Below are 16204 nucleotides of genomic sequence, written 5' to 3'. Positions count from 1 at the left end.
GAATGGATCAAGCAGGCGGATTCATTTCCATCGGGATGGCTTATCCGAGCCATTATCCGTTACCTGAACTTGCTCAAAATGTATGTGCGGAATTGTTGAGTAGCGGTGGCGAAATCATAAACGTGACATACAGTCAGGATGAGGCGGGCACTAGTTGGACGACAACGACAGGTACCGACTTTGCTCAGATCGGACATTACGGATCTATCCATTTACGAAGCAACTATTTTGGAGACGTGGACATGACGATGACCGTGTCCCTTCAAGAGATGTACACCTATGTCGGGATTCTCATCGATATAAAGTGGGATAATGTCGTCTCACACCCTGCATCGAGACCCGTGTTCACACAGAAAATCGAACGACTGCTCGTTGACGTGTATCGTCATATGCCATTCTCGTACGCGCTTGCCGGGCACGAACTTGAGCTCGACTGGGCACCTGATGCGTTTCCGACATCAGCGGACTGGTTGGATACGTTCCCTCTTTTTATGGTCCCGTCACCACAAGGCGTGATGGTAACTTACGGTTCAATTTCAATCGACGGGATGACTCCTCAAACCAATATGAAGAGGTCTATCCCGTTATATGCATAAGTGAGGCTCAATCACCTCAATCAAGCATTCCTTGATTGACGAAGCTCAGTGCTAAGCGGCCGGAACATGATACAATTTTCTTAGCTTATAACCGAAGGAGGATACTTTTATGACGAAAACCTCAGATGTCATCGACGAGTTTGCATCCTATATAGACTGGTTAAACACATTGTCGGGATTGGATGAATCGATGTGGGAAAAATCGATTGCAACCGACAAATGGTCAATCAAAGCAATCGTCCTTCACATCGCCCATTGGGACAATCATCTGTTGAACGTCATCGTCCCGGCCGTCAAGACCGGGGAAGCCATGATTTTCCCTGAATTCGACTCATTTAACGCGCGAGCGACCCAAAAAGCGAAACGTCTTTCGGGAGAAAACGTGTTCCAGTTAGCCAAAACGAGTCGGAGCTCGCTTATAGAAACGCTTCAGTCATTAAGTCAAGAGACGCTGACTTCGCACACGATGGCGAACGGGGTAACCCATTGCCCGCATCACGGTGTCCCGTATACGCTCGCCTATATCGTCACCGAGTTCATCGAACATGACCGGCACCACCAGCAGCAAGTCGACGCCATCTTGGGGCAAACCTCTTGAAGAGACGGGCAAAAGTACGCGGTGTCAGACGAAGACTGAAACGGGTGCGCCTGCATGTCAACGAACAGACCCAATCGTTCCCGACGACGTTTCATGACGGGTATTGGCATAACAAAATCCCGATTGATCAATCGTTCTTATCGTCTGTACAGGAGAACAGCCGGATTCAACGTGCGATTATCGAGGTGATGATGGAAGGGGCCTCACGTCTCGTGCATAACCGAGAAGAGGAGCGGTACCAGGTCGTCGTCTTACTCGATTTGCCGACGCTTTGGCAGTCCGAACTGCTCGTGTTTGAAAGCGATGCACGACTGAAGGCGTTTATGGATCGGGATACGTCAGAGCAGACGTGGACGCGGTTGCCTAACGATTGCGTATTCCTACAAAGACTCGACCTGTCAGCGGACGTCGAGGTGCATCGGTTCCACGAACTGATTCAAGATGAAGATTATATGCATAGTGGAGGAGTCTGGTTGCTCGTTCAATGAACGGGGAATTTTTTTGTGATTAATTATTAAAAATGAGTACGACACTCAAGGTAAACGAAAAAAACGATTATGGCAGTCTCGAGTTACCATATAAGCATTCAGAAGGTGAATCGATAGAAAATATGGTACAATTTAACATATATGAGAAGAGTTATTTATATAACAAAACTACTTCTTACGGAGAGCAAAAAGCATCAACATGATAAAAACTTGATGGTTTAAAAAGAGACGGAGGCCGTTCAATTGAAAAAATTGACTATCATTTTACTTTGTATTCCTTTAATTCTGTTATCAGCATGTGTGGGTGATGAAGAAAATATAGAAATTGATAAAGAACGTATTGATATGCAACCTGAGACCATGAAAATCAACCAGGATAGTGAATTGAAAATTGTGCCACTTTACACACAATATCAAAAATATTTGGAAGCATCACTTGAGACGAATGATCCAGAACAGAAAAGAAAATTTTTTAGAGAATTCGTTCTTGATTACATAGAGGAGATTGGAGAAAAGGAGAAGTTCGGAACAGCGGATTTGAAAGGTAACTTTTTGATGAAATCGACATCCTATGAGCAAGAACTCCTAAATCGAATCGATATATTGATGGGCAAACATGATGAAATTGAAGAAACGATTATAAAAACCTACCTCGCTTCACATAAGGTACTTCCTAAAAAGAAAAGTACGATTTTCCTCGTACCAATCAATTCAGAATTTGCCTTTATCGGTGAGTCACTGGGTGGGGTTAGTGGAAATGCATATAAAGACTCTTTTGTCTTTTATCTGAATGAAGACTTCGATAAAAATATTCTTGCTTATGCGACTGCACATGAATATCATCACTTGATTCTTCGGGACACACCAAACTTTATGATTAGTTCGGTTTTAAATTCTGTCATATTAGAAGGGAAGGCAGATGCTTTTGCAGATCGAATTGTCAAAGGCGTATCACCTCCTTGGCATGAACCAATAGATGAGAAGACAAAGGAACATGTAGCGAGTCTTGTTAATAATTATGAAACAACATTTAACGATTTTATTGTCGGTAATGAGCAAAAGAATCTTCCTCGCTGGAGTAACTATATCTTAGGAAAAGACATCCTCAACCATTACTTAGAATCAAATCCAGAGCTTTCGATTCAAGATTGGACATTCAAAGAAGATCATGAAATCTTAGAAGGCTACAAATATCAAGAGATTCTTCAACAATGACGAAACAAGTTACATACTTTTCGAGCATCGCAGTTGTGATACCTGGTCCCCAATCAATTCGTTTTATTGGTTGGGGCTTTTGTTTGAAGTAAGGATAACTGAGGTGTGCTTATGAAGAGGGATGAGAGGAAGGGAGCAGAGATTGGCTTCTTATGAATCCGAATTCAATTGCGCTTGAAGTGAAAGCATGATCAACTTAAGAGCTGCCGAGCTCCACTGTTCATATTTACCAATTCAGGATTCAGGTGCTGTTTTGGCAAGTCTCGAAGCGTTTATTGCTCGGACTCCTTTAAGATAGGGCTGCTTAGCGGAATAACGACCTCTTCCTTCGCACCCATGAAATAGAGAAATAGTCGTTTCTTGTCTTCGCCTATGTTTTCAATCAAATCCCAAGCTCCGTGAGTGTCTCTTTTCATTACACGACTAACGGAATGGATATCGAGTCTGGTCTCATGAAAGTGCAACGTGACGTCTTTGGGCAATATGTTTTTCCTGCAATGAATATTACCTGACGTAAAACCTTGTTTGACTTGCATTTCCGATATGCTATAATCCTCCCAAACACTTTTTCCAAAAAAAGGATTAAATGGAATCGATGAATGAAAGGAGCCGTTGAACGGGATGCAGTCGAATCTACATATTCACATACGGGTCGTTACATGAGAAAAGCCAAAGTTCTGTTTGTATCAGCAGTCTTGATTTCTTTACTGGTTGTCGCACTTATTTCATTTTCAGGTCAACTTGCTTATACCTACTTCAAAGGGTTGGACATCTCTGGAAGCCCCATCACGAGTTGGGTCACGGACTGTCATGACAAGCGAAAGTTGTTTGGAATCATTGAGGTCGTCGATACGGATTTTTGGTGTGGAGATGGTAGTGACGTAGATTCCGGGCCCGGTATTTCTGAAGCAGGGGCGGTTGTTGGGCCATCAGATGATGAAGGCGGCACACCAAGGGAAGATGAGAATGACTCGTCTCCGTCATACGGCAAACCATCCACAAGTGAATCCGATCGCCTTTCCCTGTTACCTTACATCTTCAGCGCAATCCTTCTCTTGATTGGTGTATGGATGTGGCGTAGACCCTTCCACAAAAAGGGGAGGGAAGCCGTTCCGATAGACGAGAGGATCCACTCAAAGCAAGAGACAGACGAAACGTTCGAAGAGGCAAAACGCTCCGCTCATCCGCTACCAGATTCCCCGTTGCGGCAACATTTGATTCAATTCGAACAAGCGCTACCGCCACAACAACGAAGACGGACGTTCGAGACGTTATCCGCCTGGGCGAGCCGCATTCAACTCGACGCCTCGCTTCGGAGCTATTTAGAGACCCGTTATGACAAAGTCGAGATCACGCCACAACGTGAAGAAGCGTTCAAACAACAGCTTGATGACTATTTACTTCGTTTAGAAAAGGAGCCACCCTTATGACCATCAAACGCGTATTAGAACAATTGGACCAAATCTATCTCGGAAAACCTGAAATCACGCGCCTCTGCTGCACGGCGCTACTCGCGAACGGGCACATCTTGTTAGAGGACGTCCCGGGTACCGGGAAAACGTTACTTGCCAAAAGTATTGCCAAGAGTTTTGAAGCTGATTTCACGCGCATCCAATTCACGGCCGATTTGCTTCCGACCGATATCATTGGTTCTGACTTCTTCAACATGCAGACACAGACGTTCGAAAATCGGACAGGACCGATCTTTACCAACATCTTATTGATTGATGAAGTGAACCGAGCCGTCCCCCGGACACAATCCGCCTTGCTCGAGGCGATGGAAGAGCGGCAAGTCTCGATCGGCGGAGTCACGTATCAACTGCCAGAACCGTTCTTCGTCATCGCGACGCAAAACCCGATCGAATCGGCAGGGACGTTCGCCTTGCCCGACGCTCAACTCGACCGTTTCTTGATGTCCCTTCAAGTCGGATATCCTGAAGCAGGGGAGGAGCGACAGTTGATTCTTCAGACTGTTTCTAAGACACGCCACATCGTTCATGCCCTCATGTCGTCCGAAACGTTTTTAGCAGCGCAGCGAGCAGTTGAGGAGGTCCGTATCCATGACGACGTCGTCACCTATCTGCTCGCCCTCATCCAAGAGACACGACTTCATCCGCTCGTCGAAGTCGGAGCCAGTCCTCGCGCGACGCTCGCCCTCGTCAAGGCGTCTCAAGCTTACGCTTATATCGAAGACCGTCAATTCGTGACCCCGGAAGATGTCCAAGCCGTCGCGACGCATGTTCTGGCACACCGCTTGACGCTCACGCTCGAAGGGGACGTGAAATCGACGAAACGGGAAGTTCTCGCTGATATTTTGGAGCGAGTCGATGTACCGGTCGAGAAGGTGTGAAGATGCGACAAGTCGAAGTGAGCACACCGTCACTTTTAGACGACAAGCTATGGCCGGCCTATACCGGAATCCTACTTCTGTTCATATGGTTCCCATATGTGTGGCCGCTCGCTTATCTGTCTGGCGCAATACTAGGATTGATGCTGATTCGGAAATGGCTGACGCAGAAAATTGTCGAAGGGACACGTTTATCGTTCCACCAGAAAGAGCAGTTGTTGTTCGTAAATGATCGTGTCTCGCTAAGAATGGAGGTGACAGGTGTAGAACGTCTCCAAGAACTCGGAATCCCGACATCGGTCCGCCTGGTCACGGGACACGGCTTGACGTTTGACAAAGATCAGCGCGTACATGTCATTCAACTTCGTGAGGAATCGACCTATTCGCTTCCAATTCATGCGAAACAGCGCGGGCCCGTCCAAGTCAATGAATGTACACTTCAGTTCAGACTCCCATTTTGGCTTGGCACCATCTTCGTCACAGATCATACGCTTCCATCCTGGATCATACTCCCATCCATCACGAGACAGAACAGATTTGACTCACGCCTGGTACGGATGGGGGACCGACTCGTCAAACATTCACCGCTCAACGACCCGTTGATGATTCAAAGCACAAAACGGTATGAGCAAGAGCCGGTCAAACAGATTGACTGGATCGCGACAGCCAAGACAGGAAAACTTCAGGCGAAAGTGTATCAACGCCAAAACCTCGATACATTCACGCTCGTGCTCGACTTGAGCGGTCCGCTAGGGAATGGCCTTCATGCGCGCTATGAAGAGTTGATTCAACAGGCCGCTTATCTGGTATCCTATTTAGTGAAGGAAGATTGTAAAGTCGAGCTGTTCATCAATCGGCTCGATGCTGAGAATCATATCGACCACCTGCGAATGAGTGACGGTCGCAAGCAATTGCGCCTCGCCCTCGTACGTCTGGCGTGGGTCCATGAATCCGATCGATTCGTCGCTTCGAAACGGTTCAATCAAATCATCGAGCGACAGAATCATCCGCATGCGGAAGTGATTCGGATTGACGCGTCACTGCTCAAACAGATGTCTATCAGTTGAAAGGAGAAAACATGTTGCGCCACCTCACAACATTCGCCCTAGCTGGGGCCTTTACGCTCGTTGCTACGTCAGCAGCTGCCGCGCCGACTGAACGATCCGCGGAGCGTTTTGCTGAAAAACATTTCGAGTCAATCGTCCTCGACCATATCGAAGGTGACGACCCGAGTAACTATCATTTGACGGAAAGTCGCGCCATCTCGTTCGGTTCGCTCCATGAAGTGATGATTGCCGCGCAATCCTGTTATTCGTCGGACGAAATGTGTACGTTTGTCTCGAGCAAGGAGTACGTATCAGCCGTCCTACAAGATGGAGAGCCGAGAAATGTCATCGGCACGTACGAGCAGGAACCGGGCCTCTTCGCCTTCTCCACGTTCGGGTATGGTGACGAGTTGGCCATTGCCTTAGCTGATGTGTCCGGTACATTGGTCCATTCCTCGCGAGAGAATGCCTGGTTTGACTATGATGGAAAGAAGTTGACCGCCTTGACGACCGATGCGAAACGGTTCATCGAAGGAGACAGGATCACGCTCGAGATGTATCAGAAACGCTTGGTCGAGACACAATCCAACACCGAAGCGCAACCAGGGGATGCGCTTACTGGTGGTTCAGGTGACGTTCAGACAACAGAACCAACATCATATCGGATGCTCGGACTCGCGTTGTTGGCGGTGCTCCCGCTCGCTTATCTTTTTTACCGAAGGCGATGGAGAAAGTGAAATGTAAACGTCAGTGATTGATTTAAAGCGAAAACCGCTCGTCTGAGCCATACAAAAACACCGCTCCACGCAAATCGCGTAGAGCGGTGTTTTCACATGTATGGTCCGTTCGCCTGGACGACGAACTGTGAGTGTTCGTAATGATACGTGATGCGTGAATAATCGAACGGCTTCCCGTTCGAAAGATGGAAAATCGTCTCAATGCGGAGCGTCGGGTCCTCCGTCTGTAAACCTAGATAGCCGGCTTCCGTCTCAGTCAGTCGACCGACCTGCATATACATGTCCGAAAAGCCGATCGTGACGCCGAGTGCGCCCTGTACGTAATCGAAGATCGAGTCGGCGACGATCTCTCGGTTCAAATACGGGACGATCGCCTTCACATAGTACGACTCCTCGTAACAGAACACCTCGCCGTCGACGAAGCGGACCCGTTCGACGCGATAGACGTCATCTGTCACGTCAATCCCAAGGTTCTGTGCGACCGTCGCGTCCGGTTTCGTGACCGAGACGTCGAGCACGTCCGACGTCAACACTCGGTCACCGAGGTTGCTCTTAAACCCTTGCGTCGAGAACAGACTCATATAGCCCGGACGGTTGTGGCGCCGGACGAAGATGCCGCTCCCCCGCAATTGAAAGATGACCCCTTTCCGCTCCAACAACTCGAGTGCTTTCGTGATCGTGCTCTTGCTAACGGCATATTGGCTCATCAACTGCTCGAGGACGGGAAGTTTATCTCCTTGCTTCAAATCATGTTGATTGATGTACTGTTCAATCTCTGCTGCCACTTGTTGATATTTAAGCACGCTCATCCCTCATCTACTTGAAAATGTTGCCTTCATTATACCACACATATGTCTACGAAACGTTCACAAACTATTTATTGTATCGCTATTGATTAATTGTACCGGTACAATTATAGTAAGAGTGTACAAAATGTAAGCGTTACATCAAAGGAGGGTTTTCAGTTGAGTAAAGTTCGGGATTATTCAAAGTTGGCTCGGGATATTTTAGAGGCCGTCGGAGGGGAAGACAACGTCATCAATGCGGCGCGCTGTGCGACGCGACTCCGTCTCGTCTTGAAGCGGTCGAATCCGCAGGCGAAAGAACAAGTCATGGCGATGCCGGGGGTCATCACGGTCGTCGAAACGGGTGGCCAGTTCCAGGTCGTCATCGGGCAGCATGTCGGGGAAGTGTTCGATGAGTTCACGAAACTGGTGCAAATCGAAGGGACTGAGGTCGAAGACGGAAACAAGGGGACCGTCCTGAACCGCATCATCGCTACGATGTCCGCCGTATTCGCACCGTTCATCTATATCTTGGCCGCAGCCGGGATTTTGCAAGGGGTACTCATCATCACGACATTGTTGTTCGACGGTTTCGCCGAGACGGGGACGTACGAAGTGTTCAGCTTCATCTCATGGGCACCGTTCACGTTCTTACCGATTTTCATCGCCATCACGGCATCGAAACACTTTAAGACGAACACGTTCATCTCCGTCGCAGCCAGTGCGGCGTTGGTCAGTCCGACATGGGCCGAGATGGCGGCTCGCATCACGTCAGGGGAGACGATCAGTTTCCTTGGTCTCGCCTTGTCAGGTACGACGTATACGTCATCGGTATTACCACCGCTCTTCCTCGTCTGGATCTTATCCTACGTCGAGCGGTTCTTGAACCGACACATGAACGAGGTCATTCGTCCTTTGTTCGTACCGTTCTTCAGTTTGGTGCTCATGGTGCCGCTCACGATTCTCGTCATCGGACCAATCACGACGATGGGTGCGGTCGGGATTGCCAACGGCTACAACTTCTTAGCGGAGAACGCCCCGATGCTCGCTGGCGCAATTATCGGTGGTCTCTGGCAAGTCATCGTCATCTTCGGGGTCCATTGGGGCGTGACGCCGATGGTGCTCGCAAACTTCGACTTGTATGGCCGTGACTCATTCCAGGCATATCAGACGATTGCCGTCATCGCCCAAGTCGGCGCCGTTCTCGGTGTCATCTTGAAAGCGAAGAGCCAAGAAATCAAAAAAGTCGGTGTCTCGGCTGGGATTACTGGACTATTCGGAATCACGGAGCCTGCCATCTACGGGGTGACACTCCGCTTCAAGAAACCGTTCATCTTTGGATGTATCTCGGGGGCCGTCGGAGCCATCGTGGCCAGTTTCTTCAACCCGTATTATTTCGCTTACGCCGGTCTCCCGGGTCCGCTCACCCTTGTGAACGGAATCAGTGAAGACGTGCCGACCTCGATTTGGGGACTGTTGATCGGGACAGCGATCGCCATTATCCTTCCGGTCGTCTTGATTCAAATCTTCGGTTTCGGAGAAGACACGGCCAAACAAGTGACAGAAGTGACGGAAACACCTGCGACGGCAGAAGCGAGTGCGACGCTCGTCCAGGAAGAGACGATTGCTTCACCGCTCTCAGGAAAAGTCATCGCCTTGAGCGATGTTCCGGACGATGTATTCGCCTCCGGGGCGATGGGGAAAGGTTATGCCGTCGATCCAGACGGGAATAAGGTCATTGCACCGTTTGACGGGACGGTCGTCATGGTCGCACCGACGAAACATGCGATCGGTCTCCGTTCGAACACGGGAATCGAGTTGTTGATCCACGTCGGTCTCGATACGGTGACGCTCGATGGGAAACCGTTCACCGTACACGTCAAAGACGGGGATAGCTTTAAAGCGGGCGATGTGTTGACGACGTTCGACCGTGACATGATCGCTGCACATAATATTTCAAGTATCACGCCTGTCATCGTGACGAACAGCGCGACATACGCTGACGTACTCGTCCAAGCAAGTAATCAGACAGACACGACGACACCAATGCTCACGATTGTTAATCAATAAGGAGGAACTACGATGAAGACATTACCAAAAGACTTTCTATGGGGCGGCGCCCTCGCCGCGCATCAATTTGAAGGCGGCTGGGACGCCGACGGCAAAGGGCCGAGCGTCGTCGACGTGTTGACGGCCGGCGCTCACGGCGTCGCGCGTCGCATCACGGACAAGGTCGAGCCGGACGAATTTTATCCGAACCATGAGGCGATCGACTTCTATCACCGTTATAAAGAGGACGTCGCGCTCTTTGCCGAGATGGGCTTGAAGTGTCTCCGCACGTCGATCGGTTGGAGCCGGATCTTCCCGAACGGGGACGATGCGGAACCGAACGAGGCAGGACTCCAATTTTATGACGACTTGTTCGACGAGCTGTTAAAGCACGACATCGAGCCGATCATCACACTATCTCACTTCGAGATGCCGCTTCATCTCGCACGTGAGTACGGCGGGTTCCGCAACCGTGCCGTCGTCGACCATTTCGTCCGCTTCGCCGAGGTGTGTTTCGACCGCTATAAAGACAAGGTCAAATATTGGATGACGTTCAACGAGATCAACAACAAGATGGACGTCAACAACCCGCTATTCTTATGGACGAACTCAGGCGTCATCGTCGAAGACGGGGAGAACGCCCGTGAAGTGATGTATCAGACGGGGCACCATGAGTTGATCGCGAGCGCCCTCGCTGTTTCGAAAGGGAAAGCCATCAACCCAGACTTCGAGATTGGGGCGATGGTATCACACGTTCCGATTTATCCGTTCTCGTCAAACCCGGACGATGTCATGCTCGCCGAAGAGATGATGCGTCAGCGTTACTTCTTCCCGGACGTGCAAGTGCGCGGAGTCTATCCGAGCTACGCCTTGAACGAATTTGAACGTGAAGGCTATTCAATCCCGTTCCTCGATGGGGACGAAGAGATTTTGAAGAATGGGACCGTTGATTACCTCGGTTTCAGTTACTATATGTCGACGACCGTGAAGAGTGACGTCGTCGCCGATAATAGCGGCGACATCGTCAACGGTGGTCTGCCGAACGGCGTCGAGAACCCGTACATCAAGTCGAGCGACTGGGGCTGGTCGATCGACCCCGTCGGTCTCCGTTATGTGCTCAACCGATTGTACGACCGCTATCAAATCCCGCTCTTCATCGTTGAGAATGGATTCGGTGCTGTCGATGAGATCGTCGACGGGAAAATTCATGATGCGGCCCGCATCGACTACTTGAAGGCGCATATCGAGCAGTTGAAACAAGCGGTCGTCTATGATGGCGTCGACTTGATTGGGTACACGCCATGGGGCATCATCGACATCGTCTCGTTCACGACGGGCGAGATGAAGAAACGGTACGGTATGATTTATGTCGACCGTGACAATGAAGGCAACGGCTCGATGGAGCGGATGAAGAAAGACTCGTTCGATTGGTATAAGCATGTGATTGAAACGAACGGGGAAGCGCTCGCGTACGAGCCTTCGAAGTAAACGACAATACCCCCTGAAGACAATTGTCTTCAAGGGGTATTTTTCTGTGCTTACGTCGTTTTCGGTTTGACCGCCACCCAGACTTCGCTATAGACGTTGTCCGACGGTCCGTCATGCTTCGTGAACGAGATGCTTGGCAAGTCGGCCAGTTCGTATCCCGACGTCGGCAGCCATTCGGCATACGTCTTGGCCATCGTCTCCTGGAGCGTCTCCGGGAACGGGCCGGTATTCGGGAAGACGGCCCACAGGTTCGACTCGATCGTAATCTGTTCAAGATCCTCATACGGATTATCTTGCGTCGTCGCGAAGCCGATCATGTGCGTGAGTGAACCCATTTCGTCCAAATAGCCTTCATCGAAGTCGTACGACACGTTGAGCACTTGATTTGGATAAAGGTCCGCCAATTGATGCATCTCGCTTCGCTGTTGCTCCGTGATTGACTGCGCCAACTCGACGATGTCATGATTCACGCCTTCGAACTGAATCGGGACGCGTTTGGACACGCCGACGACGTTGAATGAAGGTTTATGTTCTAATTTGAATTCCATTGAAATTCCTCCTTTGATGTCGATGTAGAAAGTGAATTTCGGGAATGACTTTTGAATCTTGTTCTTGATCACTTCAGACGGTAAAAAGCCACACCAGTCTCGAAACGATCGAGAGAACCCGTCGACGGATTGGTAGCCATACGTATAGGCCACGTCCGTGACCGATTTCCCATGAATCAAGTCCTTATTTGCTTCTGACAGCCGACGATTTCGGATGTATTCATTGAGCGTCATCCCGGCCATATAGGAAAACATGCGTCGAAAATGATAGTCGGACACCCCGACGATGCGGGTGATATCCTCACTCGTGATGTCTTCTGTTAGATGTTGATCGATGTGGTCCATCAATCGGTTCAGTGATTCAAGCATCAGCATTCCCTCCTTTCTGCATTCATCATACTTCGAACATCGTAGGGGCACTCGATGATTTTGATACGTATATCATCGGATAGAAGGCATCACTGGTTGTAGCCGATGAACATCGTGAACATGATGAGGATGACCGATGACGTCATGAGTAGAAACGCAATCGAGCTCGCGAACACGAGAAATGCTTTGGAGAAGTGACGTCGTCGTTTCCAAATCCCGATGACGAACACCACGTTCAGCATGAGAAACAGTGCGAGCAACAGTAACGGGAGGGCCCGGTCCTGCATTAGAATAAGTAAGTCCATAGATGGTTACCTTCCTTTAACTTTTTTTAAAATCAGGATATTTATCATAACTGCCCTTATAATAAACAAGAATTAATACGCATATCGTTTGTTACCAAGGAGGAAACAACTATGAAGAAGCTACTTCGTGCGACCATCGCCGGCATCGCGTTGTTCACGCTGAGCATCGCGCCGTCAGAAACCGCGGACGCTGCACCGAAAAAATTTAAGAACTGCACCGAACTGAATAAGACGTACAAGGGCGGTGTCGCCAAAACGAAGACGACGAAAAACAAAGGTGGGAAGACGAAGTACAAGCCTTACGCCAACAGTTCGTTATACGAAGCGAACAAATCAAAAGACCGTGATAAGGACGGCATCGCCTGTGAACGCTAAGAGATGAGAGGACAGCCGTCCTCCGTCTCTTTTTTAGTTGTTGAAGCGGTAGGATACGTCTCCCGCAGCATCGTAACCGGTGATCGACTCAATCGACTCGATTTGGTCGACGAGCACGAACCAGACATCATTCCCGGCCTTCGTCTTCAACAGTTCCGGTTCGAACCGTTCCCCGTTCAACTCGACGACGACTCTTGTCGTCTCGCCGTGGTTCATCCCGTAAAGGATATCGTACGGGGAACATGCTGACGTATCCCCGCACGATTGGCCGAAAGTGGCCCACGTGATGCCTGCTTCGGACAGCGATTCAGATGTAATCGACCGAACCTGATTGTCGACAGTAAGTTCAAGACCTATGCTTTGCGCAACCGGCTCTTCACTCCATTCCTCGACGGTGTAACTGTTCATGAAAAAGCGAAGACTCATATTACGGTCATCAACAGGGTAGGTGAGAATCGGTTCCGCTCCTTCGGGCAATTGTGGCTGCTTCGTCGAATCAAATGCCCAGGCCACTCCGGCTGATACCAACAATAAGCACACAAGAATGAGGACAATCTTTTGCTGACGGTTCATGACAGACTGCTCACTTTCTCAACTTGTAAAAACTGTCGTACCTGTTCAATCGGGAACGCAGGGTTCCAATGGACGAAGTGGCCGCCTGTCATTCGTATGTAAGTGATCGGCAGCTCATGCCGTTGCAGGTCCATCATGGCTGACTTCGTCAATCGGGCTTCTTTGTCGTCCAGTCCGACAAAATCGCCGTAAATAAGCAACGTCGGGACTTGAAGTGAACGGATGAGCTGCGGCACGTCAAGGTGATAGAAGGTGAACAACAGATTCAATCCGCCTCGTCCGAGCTTAGCCGGGTCGTTCAACGCACGTCGAATCTCGTCTCGTTCAGTGAGACCTGTCTGTGCGCAGAAAGCCTTAACCTGTTCCTCTGGCATCGGAGCTGACACGTTGTCTGAAATGATTTTTGTCTCGATTTTCCGGACGAGTCGAGGTCCGAACAGACGATAAAGTCCGCTCAGGAGCGGGACGGCAAGGCCCAACACCCCATATTCTCTCAACGGAACGCGCGGGAACGTCTTATGGCCTTGGTCGAGCAAGACGAGCCGCTCCACTTGCTCGGGATAGTGAGCGGCGAAAGCGAGACCGACCGTACCTCCTAGCGAATGCGCCATCACGTGTACAGGTCCGAGTCGATGTGTGACGACATAGTCGTTGACCCAATCCGCCAATTGTTCGGACGACACGATCTGCTCGATTCCTTCACTTCTCCCGAACCCTGGCAAATCTAACAAATGAACTTCGAAGTCGTTGCGCAACGCCTCGGCGAGCGAACGGCCTTCTTCACCAGTGAATCCTCCAGCCGGTAAAAATAAAACAGGTGTCCCGCTTCCAATCACTTCCGCATGATAACGACTCAATCGAACCCCGCCTCTCAAATTCCAATATCTGTATCTTTTCATTGTACGTGACTGACAACTTTAACAGAAGCAGATTCTTCCAAACAGAGATACGTTTTCCTCCAAATCCGGGTAAAGACTAATGACACGTGAGTAAATTGCACTTGTCGTTTTTTCTGTCGTTCTTGAGTTGTCTCAACAAGGAGGAATGCGGTGTGAAATTATCGGGTAGAACGGCAATTGTCACCGGGGCAGGGTCAGGCATGGGACGGGCCATCGCCAAACTGTTTGCCGAGGAAGGGGCACGCGTCGTCGCCGTCGACATGAACGGGGATACGGTCGAAGCAGTCGCGTCAGAGATTAAAGCGAGCGGTGGGGAAGCCGTCGGCGTCGCCGGGAATGTCACAAAGCAGGAAGATATCGACAAGATGGTCGAGACGGCGACGAGCACGTTCGGTTCGCTCGACATCTTGGTCAACAATGCCGGCATCATGGACAACTTTTTGACCGTCGGCGAAGTGACCGACGAGGTGTGGGACCGCGTCATCGCCGTCAATTTGACCGGACCGATGAAACTGGCCCGGGCCGCGATCAACATCATGGACAAGCAAGAAACGGGCGGCGTCATCATCAATAACGCCTCGGTCGGTGGCCTGTTCGGGACACGGGGCGGCGCCTCGTACGTCGCCTCGAAGCACGCACTTATCGGCCTGACGAAAAACATTGCCGCCACGTACGGTACGTTCAACAAGATTCGGGCCAACGCCATCGCACCGGGCGGGGTCAATACGAATATCGGCGCCACCATCACCGCGCCGAGCGAGCTCGGGATGCGGGCCATCCAAGGGGCAGGGGAGGCACCGATGGGTGAACCGGAGCAGATCGCCAAGGTCGCGTTGTTCCTCGCCTCCGACGATTCGAGTTTCGTCAATGGCGACGTCTTGAAAGCAGACGGCGGTTGGACCGCCCGTTAACGAGAAAAGCCGACACGCGCGTGTCGGCTTTTGTTATGTCTTCTGCTTGCGAAACGCGAGCGGCGTTCGGTTATGTACTTTCTTAAACGTCTGCACGAAATGGCTCACGCTCGTAAAGCCAAGCCGGTTCGCTACTTCAGCGACTGGACTGTCCGTCTCACATAACAGACGTGCGGCCCGCTGCATCCGGACGTCTTGGACGTAGGCGAGCGGCGATGTGTCCCCCCATTTTGAAAAGTAACGGCAACACTCGGCCCGGCTCAGTCCACCGGCAGCAGCGATGTCTTCGAGCGACAGCTTCATCGTGTCATGGTCGTGTATATAGGAAATCATGCGTTGCATGCGCTCCTGTCCATGCCGCCTCGTCACGGGCGGCCGTTGAATCCAATAGCGCCAGACGACGACAAGCTGCAGTGTCGCATCGAGCAACGCGAAAGCCGAGTCTTTCTTTAAACTCCTGATTACTTTATGAAGCGTCTCGAGGATGGCCTTGTCACCCGGTTCAGCCGGATGCAGCATGTGATGGCCAATCGTCTCGATGAACGGTGTGACATATTGCTCCGCGAGCGGCGGTGCCATCAAGTCGAACGGGTCGACATGAAGCATCGTCATTTGAAACGAGTCATCTGTCCGTTCGACTTTTGTGACCTGTCCGCGGTCGAGCATCAATGCCATCCCGGCCCGAAGCCTTAAACGGGTACCGTTGATCCGGACCTCGACTTGACCTTGGGTGACCAGCCAGATTTGAAACTGCTCATTGGTCGTGAACCCGATCTCCATCGTCCGTTCGGTCCACGACTGGACATCAATCATGTCTGCTTCAACTTTCATCTCTTCACCTCAACAATCAAATATTTATTTCGGTTTTGCACCGG

General features: G+C 50.4%; 18 protein-coding genes. 12 read left to right on the top strand and 6 right to left on the bottom strand.

Features of this window, described 5'->3' with window-relative positions; translation table 11 throughout:
• Positions 1–2 precede the first annotated feature (2 nt).
• The 8 genes from KNP85_RS08125 to KNP85_RS08090 all read left to right on the top strand — a co-directional run bounded on the left by KNP85_RS08125 (position 3) and on the right by KNP85_RS08090 (position 7027).
• On the top strand, positions 3–596 hold the full coding sequence (locus tag KNP85_RS08125; protein ID WP_214756616.1) for an Imm64 family immunity protein: 594 nt from the start codon (positions 3–5) through the stop codon (positions 594–596).
• A gap of 109 nt (positions 597–705) precedes the next feature.
• Positions 706–1194 (top strand): DinB family protein, encoded by a 489-nt coding sequence (locus KNP85_RS08120; protein WP_214756615.1) that lies wholly within the window; start codon positions 706–708, stop codon positions 1192–1194.
• A complete protein-coding gene (locus KNP85_RS08115) occupies positions 1191–1682 on the top strand; it encodes a DUF3916 domain-containing protein (protein ID WP_214756614.1) in 492 nt (163 codons plus the stop codon). The genes KNP85_RS08120 and KNP85_RS08115 overlap by 4 nt, the downstream gene beginning before the upstream one ends.
• A 243-nt stretch (positions 1683–1925) precedes the next feature.
• Positions 1926–2897 (top strand): DUF2268 domain-containing putative Zn-dependent protease, encoded by a 972-nt coding sequence (locus tag KNP85_RS08110; RefSeq protein WP_214756613.1) that lies wholly within the window; start codon positions 1926–1928, stop codon positions 2895–2897.
• A 659-nt stretch (positions 2898–3556) separates the two neighbouring features.
• Positions 3557–4327 carry a hypothetical protein gene (locus tag KNP85_RS08105; protein WP_251130853.1) on the top strand — a complete coding sequence of 257 codons (771 nt, stop codon included), beginning with the start codon at positions 3557–3559 and terminating at the stop codon, positions 4325–4327.
• Positions 4324–5247, top strand: a complete 924-nt coding sequence (locus KNP85_RS08100) for an AAA family ATPase (RefSeq protein WP_214756612.1) — start codon at positions 4324–4326, stop codon at positions 5245–5247. Before KNP85_RS08105 ends, KNP85_RS08100 begins: the two co-directional genes overlap by 4 nt.
• Before the next feature lie 2 nt (positions 5248–5249).
• A complete protein-coding gene (locus tag KNP85_RS08095; protein WP_251130852.1) occupies positions 5250–6311 on the top strand; it encodes a DUF58 domain-containing protein in 1062 nt (353 codons plus the stop codon).
• Between the two features lie 14 nt (positions 6312–6325).
• Entirely contained in the window at positions 6326–7027 is a 702-nt protein-coding gene (locus tag KNP85_RS08090; RefSeq protein ID WP_214756610.1) for a hypothetical protein, read from the top strand.
• Between the two features lie 92 nt (positions 7028–7119).
• Here the strand turns inward: KNP85_RS08090 and KNP85_RS08085 are convergent, their stop codons facing one another.
• Positions 7120–7830, bottom strand: coding sequence for a GntR family transcriptional regulator (locus tag KNP85_RS08085; protein ID WP_034777602.1), 711 nt, complete (start codon positions 7828–7830; stop codon positions 7120–7122).
• Between the two features lie 162 nt (positions 7831–7992).
• On the opposite strand from KNP85_RS08085, the gene KNP85_RS08080 reads away from it, so the two are divergent.
• Positions 7993–9882, top strand: coding sequence for a beta-glucoside-specific PTS transporter subunit IIABC (locus tag KNP85_RS08080; RefSeq protein WP_131472695.1), 1890 nt, complete (start codon positions 7993–7995; stop codon positions 9880–9882).
• Positions 9883–9894: 12 nt separating this feature from the next.
• On the top strand, positions 9895–11349 hold the full coding sequence (gene bglA / locus KNP85_RS08075) for a 6-phospho-beta-glucosidase (RefSeq protein ID WP_214756609.1): 1455 nt from the start codon (positions 9895–9897) through the stop codon (positions 11347–11349).
• 50 nt (positions 11350–11399) lie between these two features.
• On the opposite strand, the gene KNP85_RS08070 is transcribed toward bglA, so the two are convergent.
• Both KNP85_RS08070 and KNP85_RS08065 read right to left on the bottom strand, forming a co-directional pair.
• The gene (locus KNP85_RS08070) at positions 11400–12266 is read right to left on the bottom strand and encodes an AraC family transcriptional regulator (RefSeq protein WP_214756608.1); all 867 of its coding nucleotides are present in this window, start codon (positions 12264–12266) and stop codon (positions 11400–11402) included.
• A gap of 89 nt (positions 12267–12355) precedes the next feature.
• The gene (locus KNP85_RS08065) at positions 12356–12571 is read right to left on the bottom strand and encodes a hypothetical protein (protein ID WP_131472689.1); all 216 of its coding nucleotides are present in this window, start codon (positions 12569–12571) and stop codon (positions 12356–12358) included.
• 111 nt (positions 12572–12682) lie between these two features.
• On the opposite strand from KNP85_RS08065, the gene KNP85_RS08060 reads away from it, so the two are divergent.
• Entirely contained in the window at positions 12683–12946 is a 264-nt protein-coding gene (locus KNP85_RS08060) for an excalibur calcium-binding domain-containing protein (RefSeq protein WP_029595456.1), read from the top strand.
• A 33-nt stretch (positions 12947–12979) separates the two neighbouring features.
• Here KNP85_RS08060 and KNP85_RS08055 read toward each other — a convergent pair whose 3' ends face one another.
• Positions 12980–13519: a hypothetical protein gene (locus KNP85_RS08055; protein WP_131486670.1), complete on the bottom strand. Its 540-nt coding sequence runs from the start codon at positions 13517–13519 to the stop codon at positions 12980–12982.
• Positions 13516–14376: an alpha/beta fold hydrolase gene (locus KNP85_RS08050; RefSeq protein WP_214716253.1), complete on the bottom strand. Its 861-nt coding sequence runs from the start codon at positions 14374–14376 to the stop codon at positions 13516–13518. Before KNP85_RS08050 ends, KNP85_RS08055 begins: the two co-directional genes overlap by 4 nt.
• A 194-nt stretch (positions 14377–14570) precedes the next feature.
• On the opposite strand from KNP85_RS08050, the gene KNP85_RS08045 reads away from it, so the two are divergent.
• Positions 14571–15329, top strand: coding sequence for a glucose 1-dehydrogenase (locus KNP85_RS08045; protein ID WP_214716255.1), 759 nt, complete (start codon positions 14571–14573; stop codon positions 15327–15329).
• A gap of 33 nt (positions 15330–15362) precedes the next feature.
• Here KNP85_RS08045 and KNP85_RS08040 read toward each other — a convergent pair whose 3' ends face one another.
• The gene (locus KNP85_RS08040) at positions 15363–16160 is read right to left on the bottom strand and encodes an AraC family transcriptional regulator (protein WP_214716257.1); all 798 of its coding nucleotides are present in this window, start codon (positions 16158–16160) and stop codon (positions 15363–15365) included.
• Between the last annotated feature and the right edge of the window lie 44 nt (positions 16161–16204).

It is taken from the genome of Exiguobacterium sp. s194 (assembly GCF_018618275.1).
GTDB classification, from domain to species: Bacteria; Bacillota; Bacilli; order Exiguobacteriales; family Exiguobacteriaceae; genus Exiguobacterium; species Exiguobacterium chiriqhucha.
The sequence above is the reverse complement of the archived record's forward strand: the minus strand, read 5'-3'. Positions and strand labels throughout refer to the sequence as shown.